Source organism: Pseudomonas sp. S10E 269 (genome assembly GCF_002798465.1).
GTDB classification, from domain to species: domain Bacteria; phylum Pseudomonadota; class Gammaproteobacteria; order Pseudomonadales; family Pseudomonadaceae; genus Aquipseudomonas; species Aquipseudomonas pergaminensis.
The window spans coordinates 2043919-2060776 of record NZ_PHIJ01000001.1 but is presented as its reverse complement, the minus strand read 5'-3'; the positions used below and the strand labels follow the sequence as shown (position 1 = coordinate 2060776).

The window sequence follows — 16858 nt, the reverse complement described above, 5'->3', positions numbered from 1 at the left end:
GCGGACTTTCAGTCGACAATGATGTTGGCTGGTCCACCGTCATCGCGGGCAAGCCCGGCTCCCACAGTGGATCTTCATTAATCTTCAGACCGTGGCGCGTTTTCCTCTAACGGCCACCGGGCCCGAACGCTCCTCGATCTGTTGCTTGAGGTCATGGCGCAGCCCCAGCAGAAACGCCAACTCCGCCACCACAAACAACGGCCCCACGATCAGCCCCGACACGTCATCCACAAACGCCGGCTTCTTGCCTTCGTAATAGTGGCCGACAAACTGGATCACCCAACCCACCACAAACATCCCCACACCGCTGCTGAGCCACACCAACGTGCTCTGCGCCGCCAGCACATGCCCGGCCCATACCGACAGCCCCATCAGCACCGTCATAAGCACACCCAGTGCCAGTTCCAGGCGTAGGTAAAACCATGCTGAAAACAGCGCGACAATCACGGCGGGTGAAAGCCAGAAGTTACCCACCGCCCATTCCGGGCGTGACAACAGCACGGCCACTGCCACCACAATCAGTGGAATGCCGACGAAGTGGCTGGCGATATTGCGCGGGTCGCGGTGGTACGCGGCATATTGACTGAGGTGGTCGACGAGGCTTTTCATTGTTATTCCTCCTGTAGGATGTTTGATCATCTCCCGTCAGCCGGCGACTGACTGTCAACTGGGCGACAATCTCTGGAGTTCTCATGATTGCGGCAACCTGGCATGCCCGATTGGCCACCGGCCAGTGGTTCAGCCACCTGCCTGTACCGCTACAGGATAGTTTGCTGGCGGCGGCTCGGCTGCGTCAGCTGACGGCGGGGCAGTACCTGTTCCGGCGCGGTGATCCGCCCTGTGGGGTGTATGCGGTATTGGAGGGGGCGGTGCGGGTCAGCGCGGTCAATGCGCAGGGCAAGGAAGCTATTCTGAGCCTGGTTGAAACGCCTTACTGGTTCGGCGAGATCTGCCTGTTCGACGGTTTGCCGCGTACCCACGACGCCTTGTCGGTTGGGCCGTGCACGCTGTTGCAGGTACCGCAATCGGCGATGCTCGAGATTCTTGACCAAAGCCCGGCGTATTGGCGCGACATGGCGTTGTTGATGAGCCAGAAGTTGCGCCTGTCGCTGATCAATATCGAACAGATGAGCCTGATGCCGGCGTCGACACGTATCGCTCACCGGCTGCTGATGATTGCCGGCGGGTACGGCGAGATAGAGCATTCCCGTCGCGTCCTGCAACTGCCCCAGGAAGATCTGGCCGCGATGCTGAGCCTGTCGCGCCAGACCACCAACAGTTTGCTCAAGGCGTTAGAGCAGCAGGAGATCATCAAGCTGAGTTACGGCGCGATTGAAGTGCTCGACCTGCCGCGCTTGCGGCAGGCCGCGGGGGCTGGCTAGGAACCGCGATACGTCGAAAAACCGTAAGGGCTCAGCAGCAGCGGGATGTGGTAGTGCTGGTCGGCCTGCTTGACCTCGAATATTACCGGGACTTCCGGGAAAAACGTCTCGCGATTGGCTTTCTTGTAGTAGTCACCGGTCTTGAACACCACGCGATACTCGCCCGGCTTCATGGCTTGGTTGGCCGGGAACAGTTCGGCGATGCGCCCCTGCTGGTTGGTGACACCTTCGGACAGCGACTGCCAGTGATCGCCTACGTGTTGCTCCAGGGTGACGTTGACACCGGCAGACGGCAGACCGTTCTCCAGGTTCAGCACATGCACGCTCAGCGGGTTGCCGGCCGCCAGGGCCAGGCTGCTCAGGCCGCTCAGGCTGAGGGCGGCGAGGGTCATAGTCAGGGTTTTCATCGAGGTTTCCTCAAGGGGTGATTGTCAGGCCAAGTTGATTGGCCGCCTTTACCGCGCACGCGTCGTCCTGCTCGGCACCGCCGGCACCGGCAATGCCAAGCGCGCCTACCAGTTCAGTGTCGGCGAACAGCGGCACGCCGCCCCCGAGCAACAGCAATTCGGACAAGCTGTTAAGGTTGGCGGCCTCGGGGTTGTTGCGCGCACGCTCGGCAAACAACCGAGTGGGGGTTTTAGTCGACAACGCCGTGTACGCTTTGCGTTGGCTGGCGATGCTGTTGTGTGGACCTACGCCGTCGGCCCGCAGGCTCAGCAACGGATTGCCGCCCCGGTCGAGTACGGTAAGTGCTGCCGTGCACTGTGCCAGGCTGGCGTCTGCCAGTTGGCGTGCGGTGTGCAAATCCAGGTCGGCGTGGCGCGGCAGCGGTGGTGCTGCCAGGACGCTGGCGCTGATGGCGAAGCTCAAGAACAAGGCATTGCGGTACATGGGAACGGCTCCAGAAAGCAGGCCGCTACCTTAGCCAGCGGTCTCGGTCAAAAGCCGAACAATTCGATTACAGGTTTGTAATAAACCAAGAGGTAGGCATGCAGGTGTTGTTAGTGGAAGACCAGCCGAAATTGGCGCAAGTCATGGCTCAGGGCTTGAGTGAGGCCGGCTTCGCAGTGGAAGTCGCAGCCAATGGCATGGCCGCTCAGCGGTTTGTGGAAAGCACTGACTATGACTTGGTGATCCTGGATGTCATGTTGCCGGGTTTGAATGCCTGGAAGTTGCAGCAGGCGATTCGCAAGAAGGGCGAGACGCCGGTGTTGTTCTTGACGACCCCGGAAGGGATCGAGGACCGTCTGCGCGGGTTGGAACTGCATGAGGATGATTACTTGCTCAAGCCGTTTGAAGCCAAGGCCTTGGTGGCGCGGGTGAAGAAGTTGTTGCGGCGTGACCGTGGGCGCTGATTGATCCGGCATCTTCAATACCTGGACCACCGCCATCGCAGGCAAGCCAGCTCCCACATTTGGAATGCATTCCCCCGTGGGAGCCGGGCTTGCCCGCGATGGGGCCATCATGAACACCGCAAATCCACCTACCGCAACCCATCCCTGAACTGCCCCGGCGTCATCCCCGTCCAGCGCTTGAACGCCCGGTTGAAGCTGCTGGTGTCGGCAAACCCGAGCAAATGACTGATCTCGGCCAATGAGCATTGCGGATCGCGCAAGTGCAGCAAGGCCAGATTCTCGCGGCACTCATTGAGCAACGCATCAAACCGGCAGCCTTCATCCGCCAGATGGCGTTGCAGGCTGCGCAGGCTCAGGTGCAGCGCGTGGGCGACGCGCTCGGCACTTGGCTCGCCGTCCGGCAACTGCGCTTCGATCACCCGGCGAACCTTGCGCTCCCAGGTCAGCGGTTGCAGTTGAGCGAGGGTGCGCTTGAGCACGGTTTCGTTGTGCTCGGCCAACTCGGGGTTGGCGTCGTCCAGGTGGCTGTCGAAATCCTGTGCGGCGAACTCCAGGCGGTCTTCCTCAGCGCCGAAAAACACCGGCGCGCGAAATACGGTGTGCCATGGCTTGGGATCGGCCGGTTCCGGCCTTCGCAGGTACACCGCCAGCGGCGCGTATTCGCGCCCCAGGCGATTGCGACAAGTGCGCACATAGATCGCCGCAAACGCATCGATGGCCTCGAACGCTGGCGCTGGGTTTCCCGGTAGTTGCAGCAAGCGGAACCGATAGCGTTCGCCGTCGCCGCTCAGCTCTAGGCTCAAGGCATCGCTGACCACCTGGTGATACCGCACGATGCGCTCGAACACTTCCCGCAAGCTGCCACTGGCCACCAGCGCATACCCCAACGCATGAAACGTGGTGGGGCTGACGAACCGCGACACCCGCAGCCCAATCGCTGGATCGCCGCTGGCCTGCACCGCCAGTTCCCACAAGCGCGTGGTGGCCGACAGCGGGTATCGCGCATTCGGGTCGTCCATCTGCTGTGGGTCGAGCCCGGCTTGCACGCACAGCGCGGCGCTGTCGAGGCCCAGGGCGTCGAGTTGCTTGCGCAGGGCGCGGGTCCAGCTGGCAAGGGAAGTGGGTTCGGTCATGGCGATTGGCGCTTGCGGTCAACAGGTTGGCGTCCGGGGCTAGCATCCTGGGGCATTGCTTGGGGCAGGATGTGAGCATCAATAAACAAGAGGATGGAAGCATGGACGGTACTTCTGCAAGTCCCCAGCAGATGAACGCGCAACAGCGTTCGGCGCATATCCGTGAAGTGGTGCTGGCCGAAGGCGTGCGCCTGCGCCAGCAGCACCCCTGGTTGCTGCATCAGGATGCTTTGGGCGCAGGCATCCTGGCGTTTGCGCTGCTCGGCATGCTGGGCTCGGCGGCGCTCTGCATCACCGGGCACATGGCCTGGTGGGTGTGCCTGCTGCTTAACGCATTCCTGGCTTCACTGACCCATGAGCTGGAACACGACCTGATCCACAGCATGTATTTTCGCAAGCAGCGCCTGCCCCACAACTTGATGATGGGCCTGGTGTGGCTGGCGCGGCCGAGCACGATCAACCCGTGGGTGCGCCGGCACCTGCATCTCAACCATCACAAGGTCTCCGGCACTGAGACCGATATGGAGGAGCGCGCGATCACTAACGGCGAGCCCTGGGGTTTTGCGCGGTTGCTGATGGTCGGCGATAACGTCATGTCGGCGTTTATCCGCATCCTGCGGGCCAAGACCTGGAAGCACAAACTGACGATCCTCAAGCGCTCGCTGCTGGTGTATGCACCGCTGGCGCTGCTGCATTGGGGCGCGTGGTACGTGTTCCTCGGCTTTCATGCCGCCAATGGCATTGCCAGTCTGCTCGGTGCGCCCATCGAGTGGTCAGCCGGCACCCTGCAGATGATGCAGGTGATCGACATCGCCGCCGTGGTGATCATCGGCCCCAACGTGCTGCGTACCTTTTGCCTGCACTTTGTCAGCTCCAACATGCACTACTACGGCGATGTGGAACTGGGCAATGTGATCCAGCAGACCCAGGTATTGAACCCTTGGTGGTTGTGGCCGTTGCAGGCGTTCTGCTTCAACTTCGGCAGCACCCATGGCATTCACCATTTTGTGGTGAAGGAACCGTTCTACATCCGCCAGATGACCGCCAAGGTGGCGCACAAAGTGATGGCTGAGATGGGCGTGCGCTTCAATGATTTCGGGACGTTTGCGCGGGCCAATCGGCTTGGGTTTCCACCGCCTGCAGGGTTTCGATCAGCGCCTTCGCCGCAGGCGACAAGCGCACCCCAGCGCGGCTGATCACGCCGCAGCGGTTGCTCAGGCTGTCCAGGGCGTGAGGCAGGTTGCGCCAGTGCAGCACCTGCAGTTCGCCACGGGCAAAGGCGTCGACGAATGCTTCTTCGGCGCCCAGGCCAATGGCGTCGGATTGCCGCACGATAGTGGCCAGAGCAGCAAACTGCTCAAGCTCGATGGCGGGGGCAAAGTCGATGCGCCCGCTAAGGTTGGCCAGCAGTTTGCGAATGCCGGGTGCGATCAGTGGCGTCGCCAGCGGGTAGCCGAACAGGTCGTTGGTGGACAGGCTGTCCTTGGCCAGCAGCGGGTGCCCCGCGCGGCAGAAAAACACGCTGCGCCGAGGCGTCAGGGCCTGGGTCTGAAAGTTCGGGTCAGCCTCGAAGTGACGCACATCGGCAATAAAGAATTCGATTTCTTCACGGCTCAGGCTGCGTCCGAGTTTTTCCCAGTTATCCACCTGCAAGGCGGTGCGTACCTTGGGGTAGGTGGAGATAAAGCGCGCCATGGCCTGGGGCACCAGGTTCACCGACGCCACGGCATCGCTGCCCAAGCGTACTTCGCCGGCATCGAGTTTGGTCATGCGCGTGACTTCATGGCTGAGCAATGCTGCGCCTTGCACCAGGCTCAAGGCGTGTTGCAGCACTACCTGGCCTTCGGGGGTGGGACGCAGGTCTTTGTTCGCACGGTCCACCAGCACACAACCAAATTCCTGCTCCAGGCCCTGGATGCTGCGGCTGAACGCCGGCTGCGTGATACCCATGGCGTCCGCGGCGCGCACAAAACTGCGGTGCTCGTTGAGCGCGATGAAGTAGCGCAGTTGGCGAAGGTCCATGGTGTGCCCGGCATCCTGTAGGGGAACCGGGATTTTAAGGGCGATGCTTATTCCGTCAATGAAGCATGTTTGTTTTATCTAGATCTTAAATGCATATCTATAGAGCCGGCGCCGTGCGGTAGGTGGCGGGACTGAATACCCGGGTCACCACCAGCATCGCCACCGCTGTTACCGTCAGCACTACCCAGGCGCTGACAAAACTGCCGGTGAGTTCACGCAGCCAACCGGTCAGCCATGGCGAAATTGCATTGATCAAAAAGCCCACGCCTTGAACGAACGCCGCCAGTTGCCCGGCTTGGCGCGGGTCGCGGTGGTGGTCGAGGGTCAATAACAGGCTTAGGGCAAAACACGCGCCCAGGCCGAAGCCGCACAGCGCCACCCACAGGTGGGGAAACTGCAACGGCGCGATCAATAGGCCGAGGTAGCCAATGGTCTGGGCCAGCAGGCTGATCCACAGCAATGGCCGGCGGTCGACTCCGCGTTGTGCCAGCACCGGCATCAACAGCGCGGCGATGACCTGAAAGATCGTCATGAAGGCCAGCAATGAACCACTGGGCAACACGCCCCAACCCAGTTGCTGATAGTAAGCCGGCAGCCACGCCACCATGCTCATGTAGCCGCAATTGACCAGGCCGAAGTACAGCGCCAGCAGCCAGGCGCGGCGATTGCGCAGGCCCTGGAAGGCAGGCGCTACCTGGAGGTTTTTGGCTGCGCCCAGCGGCAACCAGGCCCACAGCAGCAACGCCGCCAACGCCGGCAACAGCCACACGCCGAGCCCGGCCTGCCATTGCTGGAAGTGGCTGGCCGCCACCGGGCTGAGCAGCGCCGCCAGGCCGCCGCCGGCCATCAACGACGCGGAATACACGCCCATCGCCACCGGCACGCGGTGATGGAATTCACGCTTGATCATCGCCGGCACCAACGCCTGGATCAGCGCCACGCCGGCACCGCCAAGCAATGCCGTCACCAGCAATGTCGACCCCTGGCCCATCAGCCAGCGGGCCAGGCACGCCAACAGGATCATCACCAGGCCCAGGGCGATGCCGCGTCGCTCACCCAGTTGCGCTTCCACGCGCACGCCTACCAGCGCCACCAGGCCCATGCACACCACCGGCAAACTGGTGAGCAGGGCGCTGCTCTGGAAACTGAGGCCGGTGGCCTGGCGGATCTCGCCGAGCAGCGGGCTGATGGAGCTGAGGATGGGGCGCAGGTTCAAGCCCAGGACCACCAGCAGGCCCCAGCCAGCGAGGGACTTATTCTGGGGCATGCAGGGTTTTCCATTCGCGATACAGGGCTGTCATGGCGGCGTCGGGCAGGTGCTGGATCGGCAAGCGCTGTTCGCTCACCGGCAAGCCCACTTGTTGCCCGATCGCCGCCGTCGACAAGCCAAACGGCTCGGCCATGGCATTGCTGGCGGCAAACACCACTCGCTCCACACCGCACAGGTACATGGCGCTCAGGCACATGGGGCAGGGCTGGCCGCTGGCATAGATCACACAGCCGTCCAGGCGCGCGCCGAGCTGCTGGCTTGCTGCGCGGATCGCCAGCAGTTCGGCGTGGGCGGTGGGGTCTTGGGTCAGGTGGATTTCGTTCACGGCTTCTACCAGCACTTCGCCGTTGTGCGTCAACACCGCGCCAAATGGCCGGCCACCTTGGGCGACGTTGGCCTGGGCCAGTCGGATGGCGCGTTGCAGGTGCTGGTGATCGTCGGTCATGGGAACCCCTCTGGGCAGGATGGAGGGTGAAGTATGGGCAGCCGCCGAGGTATTCTGAAATTAAATATAACCATGCCAACCAGTGGCAAATGGAATGGTGAGCGTCATGTTCGATCCTGTGTTGTTGCGCAGTTTTGTCGCCGTGGTGGATTGCGGCAATTTCACCCGCGCCGCCGAGCGCCTGCACCTGACCCAGTCCACCGTCAGCCAGCAGATCCGTCGCCTTGAAGACACGGTAGCGTGCCAGTTGCTGGACCGCGATCAGCGCCGGGTGGTGGCGACCGCTGAGGGCGAGCGCCTGCTGGCCTATGCGCGGCGCATCCTCGCGCTGCATGAAGAAGCCGCCGATGTGTTGATCAACCAGCAAAGCGACGGTGTGCTGCGCCTCGGTGTGCCGGAGGACTTTGCCGCCGAGCGCCTGATGCCGCTGCTTTCGTCGTTTGTGCAGGCCTATCCCCGGGTGCGCCTGGAAGTCACCAGCGGCCTTGGCCCCGAGTTGCAGCGCCAGTACCGCAGCGGTGAGTTCGACGTATTGTTGGTCAAGCAGATGGGTGACAGCGATGACTGCCAGGCCTCGTGGCCGGAGCCGTTGTGCTGGGTCGACAGCCGCAGCACGCCGTCGTTGGCGCGCGACCCATTGCCGTTGGTGGCATTTCCGGTGGGCGGCCTGTATCGCAATGAAATGCTGCAACACCTGGAAGTGGGCGGCTGGCGCTGGCGCATTGGTTACTCCAGCGCGAGCCTGGCCAGTGTGTGTTCCGCGGTGGCGGCGGGGCTGGGTATCAGTTTGTTGCCCCGTCGAGTCGTGCAGGATGGGCATGTCGTGCTGGGTTCGGACAGCGGTTTGCCGAAGGTCCAAGGCGTGCGGTTAGCGTTGTACGGCCGCACTGGCTTGGGCGCGGCGGGGCAGAGCCTGCAACGGCAATTGCTCGATTTGTGCGCAAACAGCCCTGCTTGATCCATGCCTTTACTGAATATTTTTTATGCCTGAAAGGCATTCAAAAATGGTGCCTCGGCGCCAGGCCACGCAGGACGTGGGTTTGCCATTTCAGGGCGTTTCATTTATTCAATTTAGATCTATGTATAACTTTAAAGATTACTTTAAGAGATAAGCGTCTGGCCCCGATGATTCAGCCCTCGACGGCCTCCCATGCAGGCCTGTCGGTTTTTTTGTTTCAAAACCGTAGGGAGTGAATCAATGGGCAATGTCCAGACCGCCGCCAGTGCACACGAGGCGCAATGGCGCCAGGCACCGAGCGGTGAGTTGGTCGACCTTGGCCGGCCGCACCGCGCGCCGTTGGGGCAACTGCGAACGCAGCAAACCCCAAAGCGGTTCTCCAGCCGTCGCGAAGGGATCCTGCTCGGTTTGCTGGTGCTGGCCTTGCACGGAGCGGTGATTTACTGGGTGAGCCAGAAGCCGACGCCGGTGCTGCCGATTGTGCCGCCGGAAATCCCACCGATGACCATCGAATTTTCGCAGCCGGCGCCGCCGGTGGTGGAACCGCCGCCGCCTGTGCCGCCGCCACCGCCACCTGTGGTCGAACCACCGCCGCCGGTCGTGGATGAGTTGGCCGCCAAGCCCGCGCCGCCCAAGCCGATTCCAAAACCCAAGCCAAAGCCCGTGCCAAAGCCTGAGCCCAAGCCCGCACCGAAGCCGGTCGAGCAGCCGCCTGCGCCACCCACGCCGGCACCACCAGCCCCCGCGCCCGTTGCTCCGCCTGCGCCGGCGCCGGTAACGCCTGCTTCGGCCAACGCCGCGTACCTGAAGAACCCGGCGCCGGAGTACCCGTCACTGGCCCAGCGTCGCGGTTGGGAAGGCACGGTGTTGTTGCGGGTGCATGTCCTGGCCAGTGGCAAGCCGGGCGAAATCCAGGTCCAGAAAAGCAGCGGTCGCCAGCAACTCGATGACGCCGCACTGACCGCCGTGAAGCGTTGGAGCTTCGTGCCGGCCAAGCAGGGCGATGTGGCCCAGGACGGCTGGGTCAGCGTCCCGATCGATTTCAAGATTCACTAACTATTCGGCTGCGGTGTGTTGCACACGCCGCGACCTGCACAGAGGGAAGACATCATGGCATTAGCATCTCCACTTGAATCCATCGAAAGCGCGGTGATCTGGCTGCTGGTGGTTTTTTCGGTCGCCACCTGGGGCCTGGCCTTGCTCAAGGGCGTGCAGTTCGGTCGCCTCAAGGCCCAGGATCGCAAGTTCCACAAACAGTTCTGGGCGGCGTCGAGTCTCGACTCGGCCGCCGAGCTGGCTGAAACCCAGCCGGGCGCCGCTGCTCGCGTGGCCCAGGCCGGTTATGCCGCGATCCAGGTGGGCGAAACCCCGCACGCGGCGGACCTGAGCCAGGCGATCAACCACCAGGACCGCCTCGAACGCGCCCTGCGCCAGCAAATCGTGCGTGAGCGCCGCTCCCTGGAAACCGGCCTGGCCGTGGTCGCCAGTATCGGCAGCACCTCTCCGTTCATCGGCCTGTTCGGCACCGTGTGGGGCATCATGGAAGCCCTCAAGGGCATCAGCGCCGCCGGTTCCGCCAGCCTTGAAACCGTGGCAGGCCCGATTGGCGCGGCTTTGGTCGCCACCGGTGTGGGTATCGCCGTCGCGGTGCCTGCGGTGCTGGTCTACAACTATTTCCTGCGTCGCCTGAAGCTGACGGCTGCGGACCTGGACGACTTTGCCCACGACTTCTACAGCCTGGCGCAGAAAAACTCCTTCCGTGTGCTGCTGCACCCGACCCTGAACAAAACCACTGCCAGTAACCCGCAAAAAGTGAAGGAGGCGTCCTGAGATGGCCTTTTCCACGCAAGACAGCGATGAGGTACTGAGCGAGATCAACGTCACGCCGCTGGTGGACGTGATGCTGGTGCTGCTGGTGGTGTTTATCGTCACCGCGCCGCTTTTGACCAACGCGATCCCGATCAACCTGCCCAAGACTGAGGCGGTCGCGCCGGTGGAGCAGAAAGACCCGCTGGTGGTGAGCATCGACGGCGCCGGCAAGCTGTTTATCAACAAGGACGAAATCCAGCCGGACCTGCTGGAGTTCAACCTGCAGGCGGCCAAGGCCAAGGACCCCGATGTGCGGGTGCAACTGCAGGCTGACGATGGCGTGAACTACGGCGAAGTGGCGCGAGCCATGGCGTCTATCGAGCGCGCGGGCATCACCAAGTTGTCGGTGATTACCGCACGTTAGTTGCAAATGCCTCGACAATTTTTTGGCCGTCTCCTTGGCAGGGTGCGGCCTTTTTTTTGCGTAAAACCCATATGTTTTTTTGGTTATTAATAAATAGCTTCTTATTCCTTAACGAATATAACACCCGTCCCTATACTGTTCAGCAACGTTAAACGCTGCAGGAGGGCACACCCATGCACAGCGAGTCGATTCGTTATCTGATCGTGCCGGGCTGGCAAGGATCGCCAGAAGATCATTGGCAAAGTCACTGGCAGAACAGCCTGCCCAATAGCGCCCGCGTGGAGCAGGCCGACTGGCTGACCCCGCGTCGCGAAGACTGGGTCGCCGCGCTGGCCGAGGCCATTGCGGCTGACAGCACGCCGGTGATCCTGATCGCCCATAGCCTGGGCTGCATCACCGTCGCGCACTGGGCGGCCACTGCACCGGTGCGGTTTTTGCGTCAGGTACGCGGTGCGTTGCTGGTGGCGCCGGCTGATGTCGAACGTCCCGCCTGCGCTCCGGCCTTGCGTAATTTCGCCCCCATTCCAACCGACCTGCTGCCGTTTCCGAGCCAGGTGGTCAGCTCCGACAACGACAGTGCCGTCAGCGCCCCTCGGGCCCTGGAGCTGGCGCGCAACTGGGGTGCCGAAGCCGGCATTCTGTCCGGCGCCGGGCATATCAATGTGAAATCTGGCCACCAACGCTGGGAGCAGGGATTTGCTTACCTGTACCGCCTGCAAAGTCGCCTTGAGCATCACGCCCGGCGCACTGCCTGAACATTTTTCAACGCCCCGTCCCTTAAGTGGATTTGGGGCGGGAGCCTGCCATGAGTCTGCATGAAACCTACGGCCAGCCTTTGCTGACCTTTCCCGACGCGGAAAAAAGCCCGCTGAGTATCCGCGCCAAGGCGCTGGTGTTTGTCGATCCCCGTTCGCGCCAATTGCGCGAAGACCTCGAGAGCCTCGCGCCGCGCGCCTTGCCCGTATTGATTCGTGGCGAAACCGGTAGTGGTAAAGAGTTGCTGGCGCGGCACATCCACCGTGGCAGCGACCGCACAGGCCTGTTTGTCTCGGTCAATTGCGGCGCCATCAGCCCGACCTATGCCGATGCGGAATTATTCGGTTATGCCGCCGGTGCCCACAGTGGCGCGGCCAGCAGCCGGGCAGGGTGGTTCGGTTCGGCGAATGGCGGCACCTTGTACCTGGATGAGATTGGCGACCTGCCGCTGCCGATCCAGGTGAAGCTGTTGGCCGCGCTGGAAAACCACGAAGTCACTCGCGTCGGCGCCCATCAGCCCAGCCCAGTGGATGTGCGCCTGGTCGCCGCCACCAGCATCGACCTGGCCCAGGCCGTGGCAGCCGGCAAGTTCCATGAGCGCTTGTTTCACTACTTGAGCGAAGGGCGGCTGGACTTGCCAGCACTGCGCGAACGCGTGGGTGACATCCTGTCCCTGGCCGAGTACTTCCTGGGTATCTACAGTCAGCGCCTGGACCTGCCGGTGCCGCTGATCAGCGATGCCGCGCAGCGTGTGCTGGAACACCACAGCTGGCCGGGCAATACTCGTGAGCTGGAAAACGTCATTCACTTCGCGTTGCTGGTGAGCAGCGGCGACGAGATCCTGCCCGAGCATTTGAACCTGCCGGTCGCAGGTTCGCCGTTGGAACAGGTGCAGCGCATTTTCCAGCGTGCCAGCCCCGCCGAGCAGGAAACTCTGCGTAAATTCCTACATGAACAAAATGGAATATCAACGTGAATAAAAGATATTGTTCGGGAATAAAAAATCTAGGTATTGTCCCTTCCACGCCGCGATAGCACTTCGCTGGCACACCTCATAAAAAACGGTCGTCAGAGACGCCCCGGAATTTCGATAAGGACACTGCATGAAAAAGGTTCTGTTGTTTACCGCACTGGCGGCTGCCCTGACTGCAAGCTTCGCCCAGGCCAACGAGAAACTGGTGGTGGCCGCCACGCCGATCCCGCACGCCGAGATCCTCGAACTGGTCAAGCCAACCCTCGCCAAAGAAGGCGTGGACCTGGAAATCAAAGTCTTCACCGACTATGTACAACCTAACGTGCAGGTGGCCGAGAAGCGCCTGGACGCCAACTACTTCCAGACCCTGCCGTACCTGGAAAACTTCAACAAGGGCAAGGGCACCAACCTGGTCACCGTAGTCGGTGTGCACGTTGAACCCTTCGGCGGTTACTCGAAAAAGATCAAGAACATTTCCGAGCTCAAAGATGGCGCCACCGTGGCCATTCCAAACGAAGGCTCCAACAGCGGCCGCGCCCTGTTGCTGCTGCAGAAAGCTGGCGTGATCACCCTGAAAGACCCGACCAACGCCCTGGCCACACCAAAAGACATCAAGGACAACCCCAAGCATCTGAAATTCAAGGAGCTGGAATCGGCCTTGCTGCCACGCGTGCTGGACCAGGTGGACCTCGACCTGATCAACACCAACTACGCCCTGGAAGCTGGCCTGAACCCAGCCAAAGACGCGCTGATCATCGAAGACGCCAAGTCGCCGTACGTGAACTTCCTGGTGGCTCGCCCGGACAACAAGGACAGCGACGCTATCCAGAAACTGTCCAAGGCCCTGACCAGCCCGGAAGTCAAAGCCTTCATCGAGAAAAAGTACAACGGCGCGGTAGTGCCTGCGTTCTGATGTAGACAAAACCCCCTTCAAGGTTTGAACGCCGACGGCTGTTACAGCGTCGGCGTTTTTTTATGCTCGGCATTGGAATGCGGTTAAAACTGTGGGAGCTGGCTTGCCTGCGATGGCGGTTTGTCAGCTAATGGCGTGCTGGCTGATCCACCGCTATCGCAGGCAAGCCAGCTCCCACCTTTGTCGGCGGTGTATTTTAGAGAGCGCGACTGTTGATTGCCCGCCGCAGCGCCACCAACCATTTCACCAGCTCCTGCGGATCAATCGGTTTCACTTCTTTCATGGTTCGATCCCTCGAATCTCAGACCCTCCAACCATAGCTGTCACCCGTCAAACCCGCGAATCCGGCGGTTATCTTTTTGGGTGATATCAATATGCTATTTAGGTATTTAAATTTTCTTTTTTATACCTTTAAAGTTCGCGCTACCCGGCGTTACCCATGCCGGATCGGATTGCGCTCGCTGCATTACCCTTGCGGCGTCATGGACTGGAAATGACCTTCGATTTCGCTTTTATCCTCAGCACGCTCCCGGCGTTTCTGAAAGCCGTGGGCGTGACGCTGCAAGTCGGCCTGATCGCCATTGCCACCTCGTTACTGGTGGCGCTGATCAACGCGGCGATGCTGGTGTTTCGCACGCCGTACCTGTCGCGCCTGGTGGCGCTCTATGTGGAGCTGGCGCGCAACACGCCGCTGTTGATCCAGCTGTTCTTCGTGTACTTCGCGCTGCCGGCCCTGGGTTTCAATATCTCCGGGTTCTGGGCGGCGATCATCACCATGACCTTCCTTGGCGGCGCTTACCTCACTGAGGTGCTGCGCGCGGGTGTGGAAGCGGTGCCGCTGGCGCAGATCGAGTCGGGCAAGTCCATCGGCTTGTCCGACTGGCAGCTGCTGCGCCATGTGATCCTGCCCCAGGCCGGCATCCTCAGCCTGCCGGCGCTGTTCGCCAACTTCATCTTCCTGCTCAAGGAGACCACCGTCGTCTCCGCCGTGGCGGTGCCAGAGATTCTCTACACCACCAAGAGCTACATCGCCCTCTACTACAAGACCTACGAAATGCTCGCCGTGCTGACGCTGATTTGCGTGCTGCTGTTCCTGCCACTGTCGCTGCTGCTCAGCCGCCTGGAAAGGAGGCTCCAGCATGGCCAGTTCGGGTCTTGAGTTGCTGTGGGTGTCGTTGCCGCAACTGGGCAAGGGCGCTGCGCAAACCCTGTCGATCTCGTTCTTGAGCATCGCGTTCAGCACCATCGGCGGCGTGTTGTATGGCGTGCTGCGCACGTTGAACAACCGGTTGATCAACGCGGTGCTGCGGGTGTACCTGGAGCTGTTCCGCGCGATCCCGGTGTTGGTGTGGTTGTACCTGCTGTTTTTCGGGCTGCCGATTTTCTTCGGCCTGAGCATTCCGAGTTTCTGGTGTGCGGTGCTGGTGCTGTCACTGTGGGGCGCCAGCGAGGTGGGTGAAGTGGTGCGCGGTGCCTTGCATTCGCTGCCACGCGGGCAACGTGAAGCGGGGTTGTCGATTGGTCTCTCGGACCCGCAGCTCTACGGCTACGTGCTGCTGCCCCAAGCCCTGAAACGCATGACGCCGCCGACCATCAACGTCTACACGCGCATCATCAAGACCAGCTCCCTGGCGGTGCTGATCGGCGTGGTGGATGTGATCAAGGTTGGCCAGCAAATCATCGAACGCACCTATGAGTCAGTGCTGATCTACGGCGTGCTGTTCCTGTTTTTCTTCTTTATCTGCTACCCGTTGTCGGCCGCCTCCAAGGTGCTGGAACGGCGCTGGGCCCAAGCATGAGCGCATTGATCGAGTTCCAGGGTTTCAACAAATTCTTTGGCGACCAGCAGGTGCTCAAGGGCATCGACCTGAGTGTGCAAAGTGGCGAAGTGGTGGTGATCCTCGGCCCCAGCGGCTGCGGCAAAAGCACCTTGCTGCGTTGCCTCAATGGGCTGGAAGTCGCGCACAGCGGCAGCCTGCGGTTTGCCGGTAAAGAACTTTTGGACAAACACACCGACTGGCGCCAGGTGCGTCAGGACATCGGCATGGTGTTCCAGAGCTACCACTTGTTCCCGCATATGAGCGTGCTCGACAACATCCTGCTCGGCCCCTTGAAGGTACAAAAACGCGACCCCCGCGAAGCCCGTGAACAGGCAGAAAAACTGCTCGACCGTGTAGGCCTTGCCGACAAACGCGACGCCTTCCCGCGTCAGCTATCCGGTGGCCAGCAGCAACGCATCGCCATCGTCCGTTCACTGTGCATGAATCCCCAGGTCATGCTGTTTGACGAAGTCACCGCAGCCCTCGACCCGGAAATGGTCAAGGAAGTGCTGGAAGTGATCCAGGGCCTGGCCCGCGATGGCATGACCTTGCTGATCGTTACCCACGAAATGGCTTTCGCCCGCGCCGTCGCCGACCGCGTGGTGTTCATGGAGGCCGGTCGCATCCTCGAACACAACACCCCCGAGGCATTCTTTACGAACCCGCAAACCGCACGCGCGCAGCAGTTCCTGGAGAAGTTCTCCTTTGTTTCAACACTGCCCAAGAAAACCAAGGAACTGGAGCTGATATGAAAAAGTTACTGCTGCCACTGTTTGCCGTCGCTCTGCTGGCCGGCTGCGATAAAAAGGCCGAAGAGCCTGTAAAACCTGCCGCTGTCAGTTACATCGATAAGATCAAGGCCCGTGACAAACTGATCGTCGGTGTCTTCACCGACAAACCGCCGTTTGGTTTTGTGAACGAAGCTGGCCGTTACGTAGGCTTCGATACCGACATCGGTCGCCAATTCGCCAAAGACCTGCTGGGCGATGAAAACAAGGTCGAGTTCGTTGCCGTCGAGCCGGCCAGCCGTATTCCGTTCCTGCAGAGCGACAAGGTCGATTTGATCCTCGCCAACATGACCGTGACCCCGGAGCGCAAGGAAGCGGTGGACTTTACCAACCCCAACTTGAAAGTTGCGGTACAGGCCCTGGTACCCAACGACAGCGCGGTGAAAAGCCTGGATGACCTGGCTAGCCGGACCACCATCGTGACCACCGGCACCACGGCTGACATCTGGCTGACCAAGAACCACCCGGACTGGAAACTGCTCAAGTTCGAGAAAAACTCCGAGTCGTTGCAGGCGTTGTCTGCCGGCCGTGGTGATGCCTATGCCCAGGACAACCTTGTGCTGTTCAGCTGGGCCAAGCAAAACCCGGGCTACCGTGTGCTGGAAGAAAAGCTGGGTGATGAAGCGCCGATTGCACCCGCGGTGAAGAAGGGCAACATCGAACTGCGCGACTGGGTGAATGCCGAGCTGGCCAAGTTGGGCGAGGAGAAATTCCTGCTCAAGCTGTACGACCAGTATGTGCGTAAAGAGCTGAGCGATGACACCAAGCCGGAGAGTGTGATTGTTGAAGGCGGGAAGTGGCAGGGCTGAT

21 protein-coding genes are annotated in these 16858 nt (G+C 61.2%); 14 read left to right on the top strand and 7 right to left on the bottom strand.

Annotated features, from left to right (window positions below; all coding sequences use genetic code 11):
* Positions 1 to 84: 84 nt before the first annotated feature.
* Positions 85 to 609 (bottom strand): DUF962 domain-containing protein, encoded by a 525-nt coding sequence (locus tag CWC48_RS09525; RefSeq protein ID WP_078046345.1) that lies wholly within the window; start codon positions 607 to 609, stop codon positions 85 to 87.
* An 83-nt stretch (positions 610 to 692) separates the two neighbouring features.
* Between CWC48_RS09525 and CWC48_RS09520 the strand changes: the two genes are divergently transcribed.
* On the top strand, positions 693 to 1382 hold the full coding sequence (locus tag CWC48_RS09520; RefSeq protein WP_071489768.1) for a Crp/Fnr family transcriptional regulator: 690 nt from the start codon (positions 693 to 695) through the stop codon (positions 1380 to 1382).
* Here the strand turns inward: CWC48_RS09520 and uraH are convergent.
* Together uraH and CWC48_RS09510 are read right to left on the bottom strand one after the other, a co-directional pair.
* A complete protein-coding gene (gene uraH / locus CWC48_RS09515) occupies positions 1379 to 1789 on the bottom strand; it encodes a hydroxyisourate hydrolase (protein ID WP_058424846.1) in 411 nt (136 codons plus the stop codon). The two genes, CWC48_RS09520 and uraH, sit on opposite strands and share 4 nt — an antisense overlap.
* Positions 1790 to 1799: 10 nt before the next feature.
* Positions 1800 to 2273 (bottom strand): heme-binding protein, encoded by a 474-nt coding sequence (locus CWC48_RS09510; protein WP_058424845.1) that lies wholly within the window; start codon positions 2271 to 2273, stop codon positions 1800 to 1802.
* Positions 2274 to 2371: 98 nt separating this feature from the next.
* On the opposite strand from CWC48_RS09510, the gene CWC48_RS09505 reads away from it, so the two are divergent.
* Entirely contained in the window at positions 2372 to 2737 is a 366-nt protein-coding gene (locus CWC48_RS09505; protein WP_058424844.1) for a response regulator, read from the top strand.
* 128 nt (positions 2738 to 2865) lie between these two features.
* On the opposite strand, the gene CWC48_RS09500 is transcribed toward CWC48_RS09505, so the two are convergent.
* Entirely contained in the window at positions 2866 to 3870 is a 1005-nt protein-coding gene (locus CWC48_RS09500) for an AraC family transcriptional regulator (protein WP_100491757.1), read from the bottom strand.
* 101 nt (positions 3871 to 3971) lie between these two features.
* Between CWC48_RS09500 and CWC48_RS09495 the strand changes: the two genes are divergently transcribed.
* Positions 3972 to 5066 carry a fatty acid desaturase gene (locus CWC48_RS09495; RefSeq protein WP_100491756.1) on the top strand — a complete coding sequence of 365 codons (1095 nt, stop codon included), beginning with the start codon at positions 3972 to 3974 and terminating at the stop codon, positions 5064 to 5066.
* Here the strand turns inward: CWC48_RS09495 and CWC48_RS09490 are convergent.
* The 3 genes from CWC48_RS09490 to CWC48_RS09480 all read right to left on the bottom strand — a co-directional run bounded on the left by CWC48_RS09490 (position 4957) and on the right by CWC48_RS09480 (position 7607).
* Positions 4957 to 5892 (bottom strand): LysR family transcriptional regulator, encoded by a 936-nt coding sequence (locus tag CWC48_RS09490; RefSeq protein WP_100491755.1) that lies wholly within the window; start codon positions 5890 to 5892, stop codon positions 4957 to 4959. The two genes, CWC48_RS09495 and CWC48_RS09490, sit on opposite strands and share 110 nt — an antisense overlap.
* A 97-nt stretch (positions 5893 to 5989) precedes the next feature.
* Positions 5990 to 7159, bottom strand: coding sequence for a CynX/NimT family MFS transporter (locus tag CWC48_RS09485; protein ID WP_078046349.1), 1170 nt, complete (start codon positions 7157 to 7159; stop codon positions 5990 to 5992).
* Positions 7146 to 7607: a nucleoside deaminase gene (locus CWC48_RS09480; protein WP_078046350.1), complete on the bottom strand. Its 462-nt coding sequence runs from the start codon at positions 7605 to 7607 to the stop codon at positions 7146 to 7148. The genes CWC48_RS09485 and CWC48_RS09480 overlap by 14 nt, the downstream gene beginning before the upstream one ends.
* A gap of 106 nt (positions 7608 to 7713) precedes the next feature.
* Between CWC48_RS09480 and CWC48_RS09475 the strand changes: the two genes are divergently transcribed.
* The 11 genes from CWC48_RS09475 (at position 7714) to CWC48_RS09425 (ending at position 16857) form a co-directional block, all read left to right on the top strand.
* Positions 7714 to 8565: a LysR family transcriptional regulator gene (locus tag CWC48_RS09475; RefSeq protein ID WP_078046351.1), complete on the top strand. Its 852-nt coding sequence runs from the start codon at positions 7714 to 7716 to the stop codon at positions 8563 to 8565.
* Positions 8566 to 8805: 240 nt separating this feature from the next.
* Positions 8806 to 9621, top strand: a complete 816-nt coding sequence (locus tag CWC48_RS09470) for an energy transducer TonB (RefSeq protein WP_100491754.1) — start codon at positions 8806 to 8808, stop codon at positions 9619 to 9621.
* A gap of 51 nt (positions 9622 to 9672) precedes the next feature.
* The gene (locus CWC48_RS09465) at positions 9673 to 10395 is read left to right on the top strand and encodes a MotA/TolQ/ExbB proton channel family protein (protein WP_099491561.1); all 723 of its coding nucleotides are present in this window, start codon (positions 9673 to 9675) and stop codon (positions 10393 to 10395) included.
* Between the two features lies 1 nt (position 10396).
* The gene (locus CWC48_RS09460; protein WP_010565408.1) at positions 10397 to 10798 is read left to right on the top strand and encodes a biopolymer transporter ExbD; all 402 of its coding nucleotides are present in this window, start codon (positions 10397 to 10399) and stop codon (positions 10796 to 10798) included.
* A 173-nt stretch (positions 10799 to 10971) separates the two neighbouring features.
* Positions 10972 to 11553 (top strand): alpha/beta hydrolase, encoded by a 582-nt coding sequence (locus tag CWC48_RS09455; RefSeq protein WP_078046353.1) that lies wholly within the window; start codon positions 10972 to 10974, stop codon positions 11551 to 11553.
* Between the two features lie 50 nt (positions 11554 to 11603).
* A complete protein-coding gene (locus CWC48_RS09450) occupies positions 11604 to 12530 on the top strand; it encodes a sigma 54-interacting transcriptional regulator (RefSeq protein WP_078046354.1) in 927 nt (308 codons plus the stop codon).
* Between the two features lie 127 nt (positions 12531 to 12657).
* Positions 12658 to 13440: a MetQ/NlpA family ABC transporter substrate-binding protein gene (locus CWC48_RS09445; protein ID WP_028615272.1), complete on the top strand. Its 783-nt coding sequence runs from the start codon at positions 12658 to 12660 to the stop codon at positions 13438 to 13440.
* A gap of 493 nt (positions 13441 to 13933) precedes the next feature.
* Positions 13934 to 14599, top strand: a complete 666-nt coding sequence (locus tag CWC48_RS09440; RefSeq protein WP_078046355.1) for an amino acid ABC transporter permease — start codon at positions 13934 to 13936, stop codon at positions 14597 to 14599.
* On the top strand, positions 14580 to 15239 hold the full coding sequence (locus CWC48_RS09435; protein ID WP_016975004.1) for an amino acid ABC transporter permease: 660 nt from the start codon (positions 14580 to 14582) through the stop codon (positions 15237 to 15239). Before CWC48_RS09440 ends, CWC48_RS09435 begins: the two co-directional genes overlap by 20 nt.
* Positions 15236 to 16012 carry an amino acid ABC transporter ATP-binding protein gene (locus CWC48_RS09430; RefSeq protein WP_100491753.1) on the top strand — a complete coding sequence of 259 codons (777 nt, stop codon included), beginning with the start codon at positions 15236 to 15238 and terminating at the stop codon, positions 16010 to 16012. Before CWC48_RS09435 ends, CWC48_RS09430 begins: the two co-directional genes overlap by 4 nt.
* Positions 16009 to 16857: a transporter substrate-binding domain-containing protein gene (locus tag CWC48_RS09425; RefSeq protein WP_099491447.1), complete on the top strand. Its 849-nt coding sequence runs from the start codon at positions 16009 to 16011 to the stop codon at positions 16855 to 16857. Before CWC48_RS09430 ends, CWC48_RS09425 begins: the two co-directional genes overlap by 4 nt.
* Position 16858: the final 1 nt, after the last annotated feature.